We start from the raw sequence: 17,241 nt of genomic DNA, 5'->3' as shown, positions 1-17,241 counted from the left end.
CACTGCTCAATCCCCAACTATTATGCGTGAATCTAGCTCGGCATCTCATCAGAAATCAAAAAGAGAATGACAATTGCAACGCAAGAAAAACTCCAATACAATTGGAAGCACGTTATTAGTTTAGCAGGACTTCATATCGGCGCTTTGTTCGCACTGCTACCCAGTAACTTCAATTGGACAGCAGTTGGTTTAACAGTATTCATGCACTGGATAACCGGCGGTTTGGGAATAACTCTGGGATGGCATCGTATGCTCACCCACCGCAGTTTTCAGACACCAAAATTCGTAGAATACTTTCTAGCATTTTGCGGAGCCCTTGCCTGTCAAGGAGGAATAATTGATTGGGTTGGGCTGCACCGATTGCACCACACCAACTCTGACCAAAATGCGCTCGACCCTCACAATGCCCAAAAGGGTTTTTGGTGGAGTCACATCGGCTGGATGCTATATAAAGGTCCAGCTCACGCTGAAATTGCCCGCTGCACAAAAGACATTTCGAGCGACCCGTTTTACCAGTTTTTGCAAAACTACTTTCTCCCGATGCAAATCGTCTTTGGCGTCTTGCTTTACTTAGCCGCAGGCTGGCCGTTTGTAGTCTGGGTAATTTTTGTACGCTTAGTTTTGGTGTATCACTGCACCTGGTTTGTTAACAGCGCCACTCACAAATTTGGCTACCGCACCTACGAAACAAACGATAGTTCTACTAACTGTTGGTGGGTGGCTGTCCTGACTTACGGTGAAGGCTGGCACAACAACCACCATGCTTATCAATACTCGGCGCGTCACGGGATGGAAAAGTGGGAAATTGACTTCACTTGGATGACAATTCAAGTTTTGGAAGCACTAGGTTTGGCTACTAAAGTGAAATTACCAGCCAAGTAGCAGCAATTGGGTCCTACACGCAGAACTTTTGTAGGGTTCGTACTTGGCACCACACCGCTTCATAAACCCGGTTTCTTAACGAAACCGGGTTTTTTGGTGACTAATCACCAATGACTAATGACTAATGAGCCCGTTTTTGCTCGCCCCGGCCGCGCAAATATTCCGCTAAAAATGCCAATCCTCCCGAACCTACTATCAACAGCACGCTGAGAGCATTAATATCCGGTTTCACCCCAGTCCGAATCCGGCTAAAAATTTCCATCGGCAGAGTTGTAGTCCCGCTACCTGCAGTAAAACTCGCAATCAAAAAATCGTCCATGCTGAGGACAAAAGACAGCAGACAACCCGAAACTATTCCGGGTATTAATTGAGGGAGCAAAACCTGAACAAAAGCCTCAACAGGCGTTGCGCCCAAATCCAAGGCAGCCTCTTCTAAATACGGGTTTAAATCTGCCAATCTAGTAGAAACAGCTAGAGCGATGTAAGCCAGACAAAACACAACGTGAGCGGCGACAATTGTCCACAAACTCAGAGGAATAGCCAGCGCCGCTAAAAATACCAGAGTAGCAACTGCGGTCGCAATATCTGGAATAATAATCGGCAAGTAGGAAACTCCCTGATATAAATTCTTGCCAGGAAAGCGGTATCGGGCTAAACCAACAGCCATTAAAGTGCCGAGTACAGCCGAGATTGCAACTGCACAAACAGCCACTGTTAAGCTGTTTCTCAGGGCAATTAAAATCCGCGTATCGCTAAATAATTTAACGTACCAATCTAAAGTAAATCCTTCCCAGCCGGCGCTAAAACGCGATTTGTTAAAGCTGTAAAAAGTAAGTACCAAGATGGGCAGGTACATATAAAAAAACATCACAACGGCAAATATCACCTGCCAAGAAATCTTAAATTTAGGTTTTAAGTACATATCGGCTTGTATTTCCTCCTGTAGATTTTCGGTGGTATTTTCCATGTCTGGGTAATCGGTAATTGGTAATGGGTAATTGGTAATAGGTTAGGATTGTTTTCTTCCTTCTTCCTTCTTCCTTCTTCCTTCTTCCTTCTTCCTCCTAAATTGCATTACGATCGCCATATTTGAGCAAAAGGGCAATTCCGATACTCACTGCAAAGATTAATACCATACTCAGAGCCGAACCCAGCCCCCAATTTTGAGTCGCCCCCAAAAACTGATTGTAAATTAAACGAGCCGCCGTCATGCTCGAAGCTCCACCGAGCAACTCCGGATCGACAAAATCGCCCAAACAGCTAATAAAGACTAGCAAAGAACCCGCAGCAATTCCCGGCATCGTCTGAGGTACTGTCACTTTCCAGAAAGTTTCCACTGGATTCGCGCCCAAATCCTGAGATGCTTCTAGCAACCTGCGGTCTAACTTTTCCAAAGAAGCGTAGAGAATTGTCACGATATAAGGCAAATAACTGTAAGCCATGCCGATTAAAACTGCGGAACTTTGATTGAGCAATTCTAGAGGAGGAATGCCTACAAGTGCCAGCAGCGAGTTGAGAACCCCCGTAGGACGCAGAATTGTAATCCAAGCATACGATCGCAACAGCGAAGAAGTCCACAGCGGCAATACAAAGCCTAACAAAGTTAAATTCCGCCACTTTTTCGAGACATTGAGGGCGATCCAGTAAGCGACGGGAAATCCCAGCAGCAAACACAGAATAGTAGTCCCCGTTGCGAAAAAGAGCGATCGCCCCATCACCTGCAAATTCAGCGGCTCAAACACTCGCAGGTAGTTGGCGATTCCCGAAGGATTCACCAAATCTCCCGGCTTAATATTAGGCACCAAACTAAGCTGAAAAATCACCAGAGTTGGTATGACTAATAATAAAAGCAGCAACAAGCCAGAAGGGCCGAGCAATGCCAGCGGGCCTGTCCACGCCGACCACGGGGAAACAGTTTCAGCCTTCAAAGGAGAATTGGGAGGAATAGGAGGGGGAGTTCTAGTTGAAACAGCCATAAATCAATTTTTTTGAGTTTTTAACCGCTGATGAACGCGGATTAACGCGGATATAATACGGATATAGTAGGCGATCGGCTATACGGGGGCGGGTTTATGTAAATATTGGGTGAGAATCAGAGATTGTGTGTAAAACCCGCCCTAGGTTTGATAATTAGCCGCTGGTTAATTGAGTCCAATAGCGATCGTACACTTCCATAAATTTCCCTACCGGAGCCACACCTTCGCAATTTTTCAAAACAGCTTCCGAAGGGAAAAGAAGCTCATTTTCGCGGAGTTCCGGCGTCAACAAACTAAAAGCATCTTCCGAAGGAGTTGAAAAACTGAGCCGCTCTACTAAAGAAGCAGCGACATCGCCTTGCAGCAGAAAGTTAATCCATTTATAAGCTGCTTCGGGATTGGGAGAACCTTTAGGAATTACTAAAGTGTCAGTCCACAGAGAAGAACCGCTTTTGGGGACGACATACTTCAATTTATCGTTATCTGAAATTACTTCATTAGCATCAGAAGAATAACACATAGCTACTTTCAAATCCCCCGTCAGCATTTGAGGCCGCCAAGCATCAGTAGTAAAAGATGCGATCGCCGGTTTGAGTTCCACCAACTTTTCGTAAGCTTTTTTCACTTGCTCTTGGTTCGTAGAATTCAGAGAATAACCCAACATCCGCAACGCAGCGCCCATGACTTCTCGGACATCACTGGCCAGCGTCATTCGCTTTGCTAACTCCTTTTTGTGTTCCCACAAATAGTTCCAATCTTCAGGAGCTTCTTTGAGTTGTTCGGTGTTGTAAATCAAGCCTGTGGTTCCCCAACTCAAAGGCACGCTGTAGCGGTTTCCTGGGTCATAGACAGGGTTTTGGAACTGTTTTTTGAGCCGATCGAGCCCGCCCAAAATCGAGTGGTCTAATGGGCTCAACAGCCCGAGTTCCGTCATTTGAACCACCATGTAGTCAGACGGGTAAATGATGCTGTAGGCGCGGGCGCCACCGGCTTGAACTCTCGCCAGCATCTCTTCGTTGGAACTAAACACGTCGGCCACTACGCGAATGCCGGTTTTTTGGGCAAAGCGATCGAGCAAAGCGTTATCGGTATAGCCTGCCCAAGTATAGATGAAAAGTTGGTCGGCAGAACCTTTGACGGGAGGAGCAGATTGTACGTCTGCAAGTCGCCAGCCGCAACTAGAAACAGCTAACCCGGAAATTGTCGCCGCCGAATTTTTTAGGAACTGACGGCGTGTAGAATTAGCCGGAAAAATCCTGGAAATTGGTAAGTTAGTCGGAGGCACAGTTCGATTTTAGATTTTAGATTTTAGATTTTAGATTGGGGAATTGGGGATTGGGAAATTCGATTTTAGATTTTAGATTTTAGATTTTAGATTGGGGAATTAGGGATTGGGAAATTCGATTAAATCCGTTAAATCCCTACACTGTTCGTTGCCGAACTTCCCTGCAACATCCATCTGTTAAATCGGTTAAATCCCGTACACTGTTCGTTGCCGAACTTCCCGACCTCCGTGACATCCGTTAAATCTCGATCGCGTGTTCGTTGGCGAACTTCTTTCGTAATTATGCTCGATCGGTCAAAGCGAGACAATCAGTAGTTCCCCAGTAAGCATAAATCGGCGTGTGCGGATCTGGGAAAGAGCCGCCGGTATTTGGCTGGCGCACGGTAATTTTATCGCCCGACGCCAACTCAACCACGTAATGAACGTGCGTGCCCATGTACATAGTATTTTTGAGCCGCCCTTCAAAACAGTTGACCGACACTTCCGGCTGGTAGAGATTCAAATATACTTTTTCCGGCCGAACGCTGACCACAACAGAGTCGCCTGTGACACCATTCCACATATCCGACTGCTGAACGGTTATTTTCAGATTGGCTGATGTGCGAACTGTGAGAGTCGATCGGTCGATCGATTCTACCGTACCCGCAAACAAATTCGTATCGCCAATAAAATCCGCCACAAAAGCCGTCTGCGGACACTCATAAATTTCTTCTGGAGAGCCAATTTGCTCGATCCTCCCCTCGTGCATCACCGCAATCCGGTCAGACAGACTCATCGCCTCTTCTTGGTCGTGAGTCACCATCACAAAAGTCAAACCGAGTTCTTGATGCAAATTCGACAGTTCCAACTGCATCTGCTTCCGCAACTTCAAATCCAGAGCACCCAGAGGTTCGTCCAGCAGCAGAACCGCCGGTCGATTTACCAGAGCTCTCGCCAAAGCCACCCGCTGCTGCTGGCCGCCCGACATTTGACCGGGAAACCTGTTGGCGAAAGATTCCATTTTCACCAATGCCAAAACTTCCCGTACCCGTTCTTCAATTTCCGCTTTCCCCAGCTTTTTTATCCGCAATCCAAAAGCGATATTGTCCCAGACATTCATGTGTCCGAACAAAGCGTAGCTTTGAAACACAGTATTTACCGGACGGCGGTAAGCTGGAGTGTTGGTCATCGACTGGCCGCGAATCATTAATTCGCCCGCCGAGGGAGTCTCGAACCCAGCGATTAACCGCAGCGTCGTAGTCTTGCCGCAGCCGCTAGGCCCGAGAATGCTAAAAAATTCTCCTTGGCGGATGTTGAAGTCTACTCCGCGGACTGCGGTTTCGCCGTTAAATACCTTAAAGACCTTGCGGAGTTCAACGTCAAGCGCTGTATCCGTTGCTGTCGTACCTTTGTTGAGTGCTGTCTGAAACATATTCGCCCTTTCCTGGGGGTAATGCACGCTACTTAAATACAGTTTAAGTTAAGACTTTTCTGTATTTTAGGTGAGGAATGTTGGATGTAACAGGTTTTGGGATTTGTTCTTTAAATTCTATCCCAGAGCGCACCATTGTCAGCAACAGGCTTTCTGGTCTGTTCCACAAGAAAATTCATTCTTCGCTTTACAGGCATCTTGCCCGTTCATAAAAGGCTTATTGAGAATGTGCAACATCTCAGATAGACCTGCCATCTATTTATTCTCAGGACTTGGGGTGGGAGATGGTTTTTGCGGTTTGTCTGTTTTAGGTACTTCTGCTTTTTTCCACTCTGACAAAGGTCGCTGGACGGCATTTTTAAAGTCAAAAGGCACTAGCAGCACGGGCAAATTTTGGGCGGAATTTTGAGGGGGCGCTTCCGGCGGATTGGCTTGAGCGTACAAGAAGCGGCCGCTAAAGTCTGTTTTGCCTAAAACTAGGCGGTGAGTTTCCTGGTTGTCCAGTTTTACTGTGACTGTAGCTTGGGGTTGGTCGAGACCGAATTCTGGCAGTTGAGCAGCACTAATATTAATCGTGCGATCGCTCTTTCCTGTTGCTAGCCTGTCTAGCAAAAAATCCACCGATGCTTGACTTGCGTGTGCTTGCACTGGCAATTTCATTTCCCAGCTAGACTTGCCTCCTTTTGTTGCATAAACTCGCTCAAAAGTCAATATATTTTCCGGAGTTTTGACTGTAAAGAATTGTACGCGATCGGACTTGAAAGCAAAAATTTTCTGTTTTTCTTCCTTCGCGGCTTCCTGTTTCGGAGACACTTGCATCTCGAACAAAGCAACCAACCCAGTCATGCTCAACGCGACGGCTATCAATACTAATGTATTTTTCTGCAATTTCATAATAACTGAGAATTGGGCATTGGGGATTAGGCATTGGGCATTGGGGAGTCTGTTATTAATAACAACTGACAACAGTCAACTGACAACAATCAACTGTCAACTGACAACAGTCAACAGTCAACAGTCAACTAACTTATCTTCTCTTCCACCAGATAGCGCCGCCAATTCCCAGTCCGAGTAAAGGCCAAACTAGCCAAGCTAAAACCAGCAATCCTACTTGAATAGCCGTCATGTTAATGCGGCGGTTGGTAGCTTTTTTCGGACTGATAGAAAAGCTTTGCTGGTCTGGTTTACTCAACCAACTGACTGAATTGAGAAACACGTCGCTATTGAGTTGTTGGTCAAACCAACCGTTAGTCACAAATTGAGATGTGCCAATTACTACCATTCGCGATGTTTTTCCAGAAGCTGAAGGCGTAGAAGGAGTAGCTGTTGGACTGGGAGATGCTGCGGGAGATGCTGTGGGAGATGTTTCTGGTGTCGGTGTGGGAGATGCTGTGGGAGATGCTGTGGGTGTTGGCGAACTTTCCGGATATTCTGTGGGAGATTCTGTGGGAGATGCTGCCGGTGTTGGCGAAGTCGTCGGTAATGCTGGAGGCGTAGCTTCTTGCGAGACAATCACCGAATAGCTGATTGGGGAAGCTGTTGGTGAAGTTGTCGGCGATGGCGATGTTGTCGGCGATGGCGATGTTGTCGGTGATGGTGATGTTGTCGGCGATGGCGATGTTGTCGGTGATGGTGATGTTGTCGGCGATGGCGATGTTGTCGGTGATGGCGATGTTGTCGGTGATGGCGAAGTTGTCGGTGATGGCGAAGTTGTCGGCGATGGCGAAGTTGTCGGTGATGGCGATGTTGTCGGTGAAGTTGTCGGTGATGGCGATGTTGTCGGTGATGGCGATGTTGTCGGTGAAGTTGTCGGTGATGGCGATGTTGTCGGCGATGCTTGGGGTGAAGGCGTTACCGGTGTTGGTGAAGGTGAAGGCTTTAACTGAGTGCTGTCAGTGGACGATCGAACTAAAGCTACCCCTAATAATAGCGGGCCTTGTCGATCGGTCTTTTGATCGAACTCCAATTTCCTCGTCGTCAAATCGCTTTCCGCCCAACTTTCTTGACTCGTCCAAATCAGAGGTTTTTCCTCTATCCCTTCTACGGGCGACGTTTCCAAAGCACGCGCAAACGGATAAAATGAAATGCCTGTGCCAAAACTTTGAGTAATAGGATGTTCGCCGTAGCGCCTGACTGTGGGAACCGTAGGGCCGAGGCCAAATCTTTGACCAGAACCCGAAGCATCGATGGCCAAACGGGTGTCTAGTTTGACCCCCCATTCTTGCAGCAGTTTGTCCAATCCCGTATCAATTGCCGGGTCTACCATTAACAATAAACTGCCGCCGCGATCGAGATAAGCTTTTAGTGCTTTAATTTCTGTATCGGAAAACGGTTTGTCCTGGCCAGGAACGATTAAAGCATCTGCATCTTCTGGCACTTCTTTGCGTTCGGTCAAATTCAGCGTTTGGGCGTTGTAGTATTTATCTTTCAGAGCTTTTTCAGCTTGCTGAATTCCGCCTTGACCTTCCTTTAGCGGGCGGGCTCCTTTGCCTTGCAAAAAGTAAACTGTCGCAACGCGAGTGCTCAGGATTTCTTCTAAGCCATTGGTCAGTTTGATTTCTGAAAGACCTTGATTGGGGTCGCTACCAAAAGCAGTGCCACCTTTTTGCAGAACTTGTTTTTTGTCCCCTGATTGCAGGTAAACTTCTCCGATGCTGGTAATGCTAAATTCTCGCGCTTTTCCGGGTTGGGCTAGCGGGTCAACAAATTCAAATTGGAACTTTTCCCCTCCCTCGCGTTTGTAGCTTTGCAGCAGTTCTTTAATTTGGGGATTTTGGGTGGGGTCAAACACCCAAACTTTGACTGTTTGTTGCAGGTTTCGCAGTATTTGTTGAGTCTGCGGGGCGAGGGTAAATTGTTGGCTTTCGGTTAAGTCGATGCGGACGGGATAGCGAACGGCTATAAAGTTAATTACTCCGAGAATTACAAATACGGCGAGAGTAGCAACTAGGGCGTTGGTGCTGGCTTGCGTGGAACGCTGTCCCCAAAAGCTTTGTTCGTAACTCAAATATAGCAGCCAAAGTGCGATCGTCACTGCTCCGGCAATAACTAAACCGACTGTCAGGGGTTCCCATACTCCAGATACAAGTGCTGCTGTTACCCCCGCTGCGATGAGGAGGGGGCCCAGCAAAAAAACGTATTTCCAATTTTTTTTGCTAATTTTCATAATCTAAATATTGAGTGAGAAAATTCCGGTTTGAGGATGTTATTCTAGATCGCATTAGTCTGCAACCATGCTGTTAAATCTGACGGATGGTTGAAATCGATTGCGGCATCTCCTAGTGCTTCTAATTCCTCTATGCCTAATTGACGGATGCAGTTTTCTGTTTCCGGTTGTATTGTGCCTAAGCGCCGCACTAGCTGACGCAATATTAACGAGAGTTGAGCGCTTTTTGTCTCCTGTTCTCTTGCTAAATCTATGGCAATCTGCTGGTCTTGAATCCACACTTCTTGCTTCTGCAATTCATTTAATTCTTGCTGAGTGAAGTTGTCCTCGTTAGCAATTATCAAAGCTTTCTGAAGTTCGGGAACTGCACTCAGTGTTTCTGGTACAGTCTCCAGATTGCTCGTGTTATTGAGAAAGTAAATCCATTTGTCGGCGGTTGTTTCTAATTCTGCTAATTCCTTGCTAAATTTTGGCAGTTCGATAAATACTAATTCTATTTCAGTATCTGGACAATCAAACTGTTGCTCTTTTTCTTGAAAAACAAACCGCGACATAAATTCGGGTTGATTTTCAAACATTTCAAAGTCGGAAATTTTTAATGAAATTACAGTTTTTAGTCTTTCGTAGCGTTCTTTTCCTGTTAATTGCTGGCTGTAGCTTTTGGCCGCGTTGTACAACACTCTGTTCCCGAAGAAAGGCACGTTGATCAGTTGAATTTCAACTAGGGCGATTCTGCCGCCGTTAATTGTGGCTTTGACATCTAGGTGTGTGTCTTGGGTTGCGAGAGTTTGAGGTTCTGGTTGGGAGTTGATTATTTCTAGGTCTTCGATGACTGGTTGTGCTTCATAAAGAATGGCGTTCAAAAAATTAATCAGGATGTCTTTGCTGTCGCTGGAACCGAATATTTTTTTGAACGCAAAGTCGATTTTTGGATTGATAAATCTCATTATTTCAACAAATTAGTGGAATAATTAACATTAATTGGGAATGGGGAATTGGAAATTGGGAATTGGGAATGGGGAATTGTTGGCCTCTCCTTTAATCTCCGACTCTCCGACTCTCCGACTTTCCCACTCTCCCCTCTTGATTACCCGAACTCTTCCCTGATGTTTTTAAGAACGCTGATATCGCAAAGCATCGATGGATTGGGCGGTCAGAAATACTCCTAAAATGATGTAACTGGCAAACATAATTAAACTGCTGGTATCAAAAACTCCCTTGACAAGATTGGTATAATGTGTTAAGAGCGACAAATGTCCTAATGCTGTTCCGAAGGGGCCACCGATAGCGACGGCGGCTGCATCGATCACCCACAGAAATAATACTAGAGCGAAGGTGAGGATGGCTGATAAAATTGTGCTGTCTGTGAGGGAGGAAATAAACATTCCGAGGGACAATACTCCTGCTGCTAGTAATATTAAGCCGCCGTGTCCTAGCAGGAGAACTGCGGGGGGTACGGGTGGGGTTGAGGAACTGAGGGCGATCGCCTCGCAGAACAGTAAGGGCACCAACATGGTGGTATAAAATGTTAAAACACCGAGGAGTTTGCCAGTAGCAACTGCCCAGTTTGTTAAGGGCGATGTGGCTAATAGTTCTAAGGTTCCGCGTTTGCGTTCTTCTGCGTAAAGTCCCATTGAGAGTGCGGGTAGTACGAACAGTGAAAGGGAACCCATTATTCGCAGGAAAAGTTGCAGGAATTCGTAGGCTACATCGATGGGAGGTTCGGTAATTCCCATTTGGTCTCGCTGGCCGATTTGGGGGATTAACCCGTCGGGGGCGAGGAGGATAGCTATTAAAAAGTAGCCGGTGATTAGCCAAAAGACTGCTGCGATGGCATAGGCTAATGGCGAGGCAAAATAGCTTTGTAGTTCTTTGCGGTAAATGGCGATAATATTACTAATCATTACTAACCTTTAGGAATTGGGAATGGGTAATTGGCTCTTGGTGATTGGTTCATTTTGAGTCCTCGGCGGGTGGTGTTTCGCTGTCGTCGCTATTCTGTTGCTTTCTTTCTATTTGTCGCTTTTTGGTAACAGGTGGCTGTTCTGGTTGAGAATCGCTACTCGGTTGTGGCTTTTTTTTAAGTTGCCTATTTTTTACAACTGGTTGGGATTCTGGTTGAGAAGGTTGGCTCGACTCTGGTGTTTCAACAATCAGCAGATTTTCGACAACAGGTTCTGGTTGAAAAGGTTGGCTCGACTCTGGTGTTTCGACAATCAGCAGATTTTCGACAACCGGTTCTGGTTGAGAAGGTTGGCTCGACTCTACCGTTTCAACAATGAGCAGATTTTCGACAACAGGTTCTGGTTGAAAAGGTTGTCGAAAATCTGGTGTTTCGACAATGAGCAGATTTTCGACAACGGCTTCTGGTTGAGAATGCTCGATCGACTCTGGTGTTTCGACAATGAGCAGATTTTCGACAACGGCTTCTGGTTGAGAATGCTCGATCGACTCTGGTGTTTCGACAACTGGTTGGAATTCTGGTTGAGAAGGTTGGCTCGACTCTGGTGTTTCAACAATCAGCAGATTTTCGACAACCTGTTCTGGTTGAGAAGGTTGGCTCAACTCTACCGTTTCAACAATCAGCAGATTTTCGACAACCTGTTCTGGTTGAGAAGGTTGGCTCAACTCTACCGTTTCAACAATCAGCAGATTTTCGACAACCGGTTCTGGTTGAGAAGGTTGGCTCGACTCTGGTGTTTCGACAATCAGCAGATTTTCGACAACAGGTTCTGGTTGAAAAGGTTGGCTCGACTCTGGTGTTTCAACAATGAGTAGATTTTCTACAACGGCTTCTGGTTGAGAAGGTTGGCTCGACTCTGGTATTTCAACAATGAGTAGATTTTCGACAACCGGTTCTGGTTGAGAAGGTTGGCTCAACTCTACCGTTTCAACAATGAGCAAATTTTCGACAACAGGTTCTGGTTGAGAAGGTTGGCTCGACTTTACGGTTTCTGAAACTTCTAGATTTTCGACAATCGGTTCTGGTTGATGAGGCTCGATCGACTCGACGGTTTCGACAACCGGTTCTGGTTGATGAGGCTCGATCGACTCGACGGTTTCGACAACCGGTTCTGGTTGAGAAGGTTGGCTCAACTCTTGCCTTTCAACAATCAGCAGATTTTCGACTATCGGTTCTGGTTGAGGATTCTCGATCAATGCTTGTCTTTCTACAGTTTCCAGAAAATCTGCCACTGGTTGCATTTCTGGTTCTAAATCGCTTATTTCCTCTGTTTCTGCAATTGGTTCGGATTCTGGTTGATGATGCTCGATCGACTCGACAGTTTCTGAAACTTCTAGATTTTCGACAATCGTTTCTGGTTGAGGATGCTCGATCGACTCTACCGTTTCTGAAACTTCTAGATTTTCGACAATCGGTTCTGGTTGAGGATGCTCGATCGACTCGACGGTTTCTGAAACAACTTGCAGATTTTCGACAATCGGTTCTGGTTGATGAGGCTCGATCGACTCGACTGTTTCTGAAACAACTTGCAGATTTTCGACAATCGGTTCTGGTTGAGGATGCTCGATCAACTCTACTGTTTCTACAACTGGTTCCGATGCTGGTTGAGGATGCTCGATCGACTCGACGGTTTCTGAAACTTCTAGATTTTCGACAATCGGTTCTGGTTGAGAATGCTCGATCGACTCTAGAGTTTCTACAACTGGTTCAGATTCTGGTTGAGGATGCTCGATCGACTCTTGCATATCTGAAACTATCAGATTTTCGACAATCGGTTGCGATTCCGATTGATGAGAATCCGCGATCGAGTCTTGAGTTTCTGCCGCTTGTTGCAGATTTCGATCGACCTCTGGTTCGCTGTGAACCAGATTTTCTTCCGGTTTCTTTTCAGCCGCTGTCAGCCTTAAAAACACATCTTCCAAACTAGCCCGATTGCGGCGCATTTCGCAAAGTCCGAATCCCGAGGTGATAATAGCTGCGGCAATTTCTCGTCCGGGTTCTATGTCCGATTCGCACAAGGCCCGCAGGCGGTAACGACTTGCTAAAAATTGCTGGCTTGGAATTAATTCGACCGATCGAACTCCCGGCACATTTTCCAAAGACGGCAACAGCAGACTGTTTACCAAATCAGCCTCGCCTTCAACTTCGAGCTCGTAACCCTCTCCGGCGGCCAACTCTCCCATCAAATTTTCGGGAGTACCCGCAGCGACGATTTTACCGCGATTGATGATGGTGACGCGGTTGCAAGTCATGCTGACTTCCGGGAGAATGTGCGTGGAAAGGATGATTGTGTGCTGGCCGCCAAGGCTTTTGATTAAATTGCGGACTTCGATGATTTGTCGGGGGTCGAGGCCGACGGTTGGTTCGTCTAAGATAATGACCGGGGGGTCGTGGACGATCGCCTGGGCGATACCGACGCGCTGCCGAAATCCTTTAGAAAGCTTGCGGATTAAAACTTTGCGTTTATCAACCAGGCCGCAGCGTTCGATCGCGGAGGTAACTCGTCGCGCGCGATCGCCCGCAGGTACTTGCTTAATCCTGGCCACAAAAAACAGAAACCCTTCAACAGTCATTTCTGGATAAAGCGGCGGGTTTTCCGGCAGATAGCCGATGCGCTGTCTGACTGCCATCGAGTTTTCGTGAACGTCGAGGCCGGCGATGCGGGCCGTACCGCTGGATGCCGGCAAATATCCCGACAAAATCCGCATGGTTGTGGTTTTGCCAGCGCCGTTTGGCCCCAAAAACCCGAGAATTTCTCCTGATTCGACCGAAAAAGACACGTCCGCGATCGCTGCGGTCGAACCGTAAGTTTTGCTTAAGTGTTCTACTTCAATCATTTGTCAGAAGTCACGCGATTTTAGATTTTAGATTTTAGATTTTAGATTGACTCCGCCAAGTGCAGAGTCCCGCCAGCACAGCGGGTCGATCGAATTTATGGCGCAAATGCTAATTTGATTTTGTCTTCTAGTGTAGTCTGGCAAGAACCAAATCTATCATAAGTGTCGATCGTACTTTGAAGCAAAATGCTACGTAGTAGGGTGCGGAACCCGGAAATGATGAGCCCATGTGCATCGAATCGCTACGAACTGACGCACCCTACCAGTAGAGTCCGTGCCTACCCCAACCCTCAAGTAGCTGGCTTCGCTACAGAGGCGGGGCTGTTTCTAGGTTGAGTAGCGCTTACGCGCCCCTCCGCGTAACGCGCCTTCGCGGTTCGTTCAAAAAAATCTCAACTCCTTTTCCAAATCTTGATTTCCCCCAACCAACCGGCACTAACAATAGTCTTACCGTCACTGCTAATCGCCACAGCGCTAACGTAGCCAGCATGACCGCTCAAATTACCTCTCAATTCGCCCGATCGCACATCCCAAAGTCTCACACTCTTATCCCAACTCCCAGTAACCAGCGTAGTGCCATCCCGACTGAATGCCACCGACCAAACTCCGTCGGTATGCCCGCTTAAACGCCGAATTAACTGCCCGTTTCCGGCATTCCACAACCCAACAGTGCCGTTGCTGTTTCCCGCCGCTAAACTTTTGCCGTCCGGAGTAAAAGCTAGCGACAAAACAGCCAAGTTTTTGCCGCCAATCGTGCGAATTGCTTGACCGCTAGCTAAATTCCAGAACCTAATTGAACCGTCTTTGCTGCCGCTAGCTAAAGTTTTGTTGTCGGGACTAATTGCCACAGTATTCACCAAGCCAGAATGCCCGGTCAAAGTCCGCAGCAACTCTCCTGTTTTCGGGTTCCAAATCTTAATCGTTTTGTCCCAACTGCCGCTGGCTACAAATTGACCGTCGGGACTAACGGCAACGCTCGAAACTGCATTGGAATGCCCGCTCAAAGTGCGTACAACCGCACCAGTTTCTAAATTCCAAATTTTCACCGTTTTGTCGTCGCTGCCGCTAGCTAATACCTTACCATCCGCACTCGCAGCCAGTGCATTTACGGCTTCCGTGTGTCCTTGCAGGGTAGTTTTTAATTGCCCGCTGGGAAAATTCCAAACTGAGATAGTGCCGTTGCTATTTCCTGTAGTAAAATAAGTTGAAGCTAGGGCAAGGGAACTGACAACTTCGGAAGGCCCTTTGAGGGTATTTGTAGCAGCAAAGGCGATCGCACTTGCGGGCCGGCGGGGCGCATTATTCGCCGGAGTTTTCGGATTTCCGGCAGTAGGAGATTGGGGAACTACTGGCAGCGAAACAGTCGATCGCCATTTCATGAAAGTATTGATTTCTATTCCCGCAGCCACGATTTTATCCGAGTTGTCCTCTAACCTGACAATGCCGTTAATTGCGACAACTCGCCCCGCATCGTCGAGCACCGGCCCCCCACTCATGCCCGCTCTCACTAAGTTGTTGTAGACCAAAGTATAGCCGTTCCAGGGAGTTTGGCGGCCCGTAAGCTGACCTTCCGTGGCGATGAAAATCGGCTGTCTCAGGGAACCGCCGGATATCGGCCAGCCCGCCACATAAGCCTTGTTTCCCTTAGTTGCTGCGGAATTGGCTAATTGAGCCAGGGGGTAGCTTTGAGTGCTGCTGAAGGGTACGACGGCTAAATCCATCCCCGGCACTCGCCGCACGAGGCTGTATGATACAGAGTGAGCTTTGCCGTCGGGAGTTACGACCTCGTAATCGCCGGCTTTATCGACAACGTGCCAATTTGTGAGAATATAGTATGTGCTGCCCTGCTTCTCTAAAATTACTCCCGAACCGCCTTTTGGCCCCTGGATGCGAACCGTAATTTGTTGGGCAACGGTTTTAACTTTGTCGGCGGTTAATGCGAGGGCAATTTGAGGTGATGTGATTGGGATGAGGGCGATCGAACTCAGAGCGATCGTAGCACTCAAAATAGCCGGAATTGTTCTGCTGTAATTCATTATTGTGTAAATTTAACATACCCATATATCAACTGACGGATAACTTTTCCGGTTTGTGGCATATTGACCGAAAGCATCCAGGATACAAGCGCCCGGATTCATCCGTCCAGAAATAAAAAACCTGTATCCGATAAAGGAGCCCCCGAATTTATCCGTGGGGTCAGTCGATTTTAGATTTGAGATTTTAGATTTACCCCACAGATAAATCTGGGAGCTTGAACTAGGGTCTAAAATTTTTATCTTTCCACGACTTAAGTACGTGGCAGCGTATCCGTTTTTGGGCCTTGTCAATTCTAAAATCTAAAATCTCAAATCTAAAATCTCAAATCTAAAATCGATTGACGGTTAACAACGCCAAAACGCCTGCGCGACGATCGAACTTTCGACATTCGCACAAGCCTCACAATATGTGACACAGCCCTCTGGCTAGCAGAAAAATTTAGAATCGGGAACCGCACCTAGCCTCAACAATCGCAACTGGCTGATCTCTATTCTTTTCTCGGCAAATCAGAATTTGAGCCAAACGCTGCTCGGAATAATACCCATTAGCCATCCAGCCGATAGGTGCGCCCGCGATCGCGCCAACTGCTAAACCAGTGATGAGGCTCCCAATAAGATGCTTCCTGGCGATCGGGTTTTCTTGCATAACAATTTATCCTAAACACTTAACCTTAGCAAAAATACCACAAATAAAATTTACTGTCTTCCTCCTATTTACTTATTTCCTAAGTAGTAACCCACCCTAAGTAAGGTGCGCAATGCGCACATTATCCATCACTAAGTAGGGTGGGCAAGGCGCACCTTACCCATCACTAGCCATACTAAGTAGGGTGCGCATTGCAAACCTTATAACTATATTGGGTGTGCAATTCTATGCCAAATCAAACAGCAAAAATTCAGCATCTTCCGTAGCTTCAATCGCCAATTCAGACTCGCCGCTAACCGCCGCAGCGTCGCCATTTTTCAAAGGCAAACCGTTGATCACAACTGAGCCGCGAGCCACTTGCACCCAAGCGTGGCGATTTGGCTGAAAAGCATGAGAAACCTGCGAGTTTTTATCCAAAACAGCCGCATACAAATCAACATCTTGATGCACTTTCACAGCACCATCTCTGGCATCTCGCGCCGCCACTAACCGCAGTTTTCCCCGCCTTTCTTCCACTGGAAACTCCCGCTGTTCGTAACTCGGCTGCAAGCCTTTTTCATCGGGTAAAAGCCAGATTTGCAGCAAATGAACCGGGTCTGTCTTCGAGTTATTGAACTCGCTGTGCTGGATACCCGTACCTGCACTCATCCGCTGCACTTCACCGGGTTTAATTACTGCACCGGTACCCAAACTATCCTTGTGTTCTAATGCTCCTTCTAATACATAAGTAATGATTTCCATGTCGCTGTGTCCGTGAGTGCCGAAACCTCTGCCGGGGCTAACGAAATCCTCATTAATTACCCGCAAAGAGCGAAAATTCATATAATTTGGATCGTAATAGCCGGCAAAAGAAAATGTGTGGTAACTGTCCAGCCAACCGTGATTAGCGTGTCCTCTTGCTTCACTTTTTCTGACGGTAATCATTTTCTGAATCCTCAGTGAAATTTATCCGGTGTTTCTTTGATGTTTTTATTTTAAACCGAGTCAAGCTATTATGGATAGTACGCACTTAAAAGTGCCGTAGTTACCAAAAAGATAC

13 protein-coding genes and 1 pseudogene are annotated in these 17,241 nt (G+C 47.0%); 1 reads left to right on the top strand and 13 read right to left on the bottom strand.

Annotated features, from left to right (window positions below):
• The first annotated feature begins 66 nt into the window (after window positions 1–66).
• Complete coding sequence (locus QUA54_RS17105; RefSeq protein WP_172187906.1) at window positions 67–882, top strand: acyl-CoA desaturase; 816 nt, start codon at window positions 67–69, stop codon at window positions 880–882.
• A 121-nt stretch (window positions 883–1,003) separates the two neighbouring features.
• Here the strand turns inward: QUA54_RS17105 and QUA54_RS17100 are convergent, their stop codons facing one another.
• The 13 genes and pseudogenes from QUA54_RS17100 to QUA54_RS17040 form a co-directional block, all read right to left on the bottom strand.
• The gene (locus QUA54_RS17100) at window positions 1,004–1,849 is read right to left on the bottom strand and encodes an ABC transporter permease (protein WP_333415560.1); all 846 of its coding nucleotides are present in this window, start codon (window positions 1,847–1,849) and stop codon (window positions 1,004–1,006) included.
• Between the two features lie 97 nt (window positions 1,850–1,946).
• Window positions 1,947–2,858 (bottom strand): ABC transporter permease, encoded by a 912-nt coding sequence (locus QUA54_RS17095; protein WP_333188961.1) that lies wholly within the window; start codon window positions 2,856–2,858, stop codon window positions 1,947–1,949.
• Between the two features lie 154 nt (window positions 2,859–3,012).
• Window positions 3,013–4,143 (bottom strand): spermidine/putrescine ABC transporter substrate-binding protein, encoded by a 1,131-nt coding sequence (locus QUA54_RS17090; protein ID WP_333188963.1) that lies wholly within the window; start codon window positions 4,141–4,143, stop codon window positions 3,013–3,015.
• 128 nt (window positions 4,144–4,271) lie between these two features.
• A complete protein-coding gene (locus QUA54_RS17085) occupies window positions 4,272–4,451 on the bottom strand; it encodes a hypothetical protein (protein ID WP_333188965.1) in 180 nt (59 codons plus the stop codon).
• The gene (locus tag QUA54_RS17080) at window positions 4,424–5,554 is read right to left on the bottom strand and encodes an ABC transporter ATP-binding protein (RefSeq protein WP_333415559.1); all 1,131 of its coding nucleotides are present in this window, start codon (window positions 5,552–5,554) and stop codon (window positions 4,424–4,426) included. Before QUA54_RS17080 ends, QUA54_RS17085 begins: the two co-directional genes overlap by 28 nt.
• A gap of 255 nt (window positions 5,555–5,809) precedes the next feature.
• On the bottom strand, window positions 5,810–6,448 hold the full coding sequence (locus QUA54_RS17075) for a DUF4340 domain-containing protein (RefSeq protein WP_333188968.1): 639 nt from the start codon (window positions 6,446–6,448) through the stop codon (window positions 5,810–5,812).
• A 133-nt stretch (window positions 6,449–6,581) separates the two neighbouring features.
• Window positions 6,582–8,720, bottom strand: a complete 2,139-nt coding sequence (locus tag QUA54_RS17070) for a Gldg family protein (RefSeq protein ID WP_333415558.1) — start codon at window positions 8,718–8,720, stop codon at window positions 6,582–6,584.
• Between the two features lie 44 nt (window positions 8,721–8,764).
• Complete coding sequence (locus QUA54_RS17065; RefSeq protein ID WP_333415557.1) at window positions 8,765–9,667, bottom strand: Rpn family recombination-promoting nuclease/putative transposase; 903 nt, start codon at window positions 9,665–9,667, stop codon at window positions 8,765–8,767.
• Between the two features lie 165 nt (window positions 9,668–9,832).
• Window positions 9,833–10,624 carry an ABC transporter permease gene (locus tag QUA54_RS17060; protein WP_333415556.1) on the bottom strand — a complete coding sequence of 264 codons (792 nt, stop codon included), beginning with the start codon at window positions 10,622–10,624 and terminating at the stop codon, window positions 9,833–9,835.
• Between the two features lie 1,819 nt (window positions 10,625–12,443).
• A pseudogene (locus tag QUA54_RS17055) lies at window positions 12,444–13,520 on the bottom strand (ABC transporter ATP-binding protein); the annotation flags it as partial.
• 392 nt (window positions 13,521–13,912) lie between these two features.
• Window positions 13,913–15,556: a WD40 domain-containing protein gene (locus QUA54_RS17050; protein WP_333415555.1), complete on the bottom strand. Its 1,644-nt coding sequence runs from the start codon at window positions 15,554–15,556 to the stop codon at window positions 13,913–13,915.
• A 439-nt stretch (window positions 15,557–15,995) separates the two neighbouring features.
• The gene (locus tag QUA54_RS17045) at window positions 15,996–16,202 is read right to left on the bottom strand and encodes a hypothetical protein (protein ID WP_172187881.1); all 207 of its coding nucleotides are present in this window, start codon (window positions 16,200–16,202) and stop codon (window positions 15,996–15,998) included.
• A gap of 225 nt (window positions 16,203–16,427) precedes the next feature.
• A complete protein-coding gene (locus tag QUA54_RS17040; RefSeq protein ID WP_333415554.1) occupies window positions 16,428–17,126 on the bottom strand; it encodes a pirin family protein in 699 nt (232 codons plus the stop codon).
• Window positions 17,127–17,241: the final 115 nt, after the last annotated feature.

The organism is Microcoleus sp. MOSTC5, from assembly GCF_036701825.1.
GTDB classification, from domain to species: Bacteria; Cyanobacteriota; Cyanobacteriia; order Cyanobacteriales; family Microcoleaceae; genus Microcoleus; species Microcoleus asticus.
This window is presented reverse-complemented; position numbering and strand designations above follow the sequence as displayed.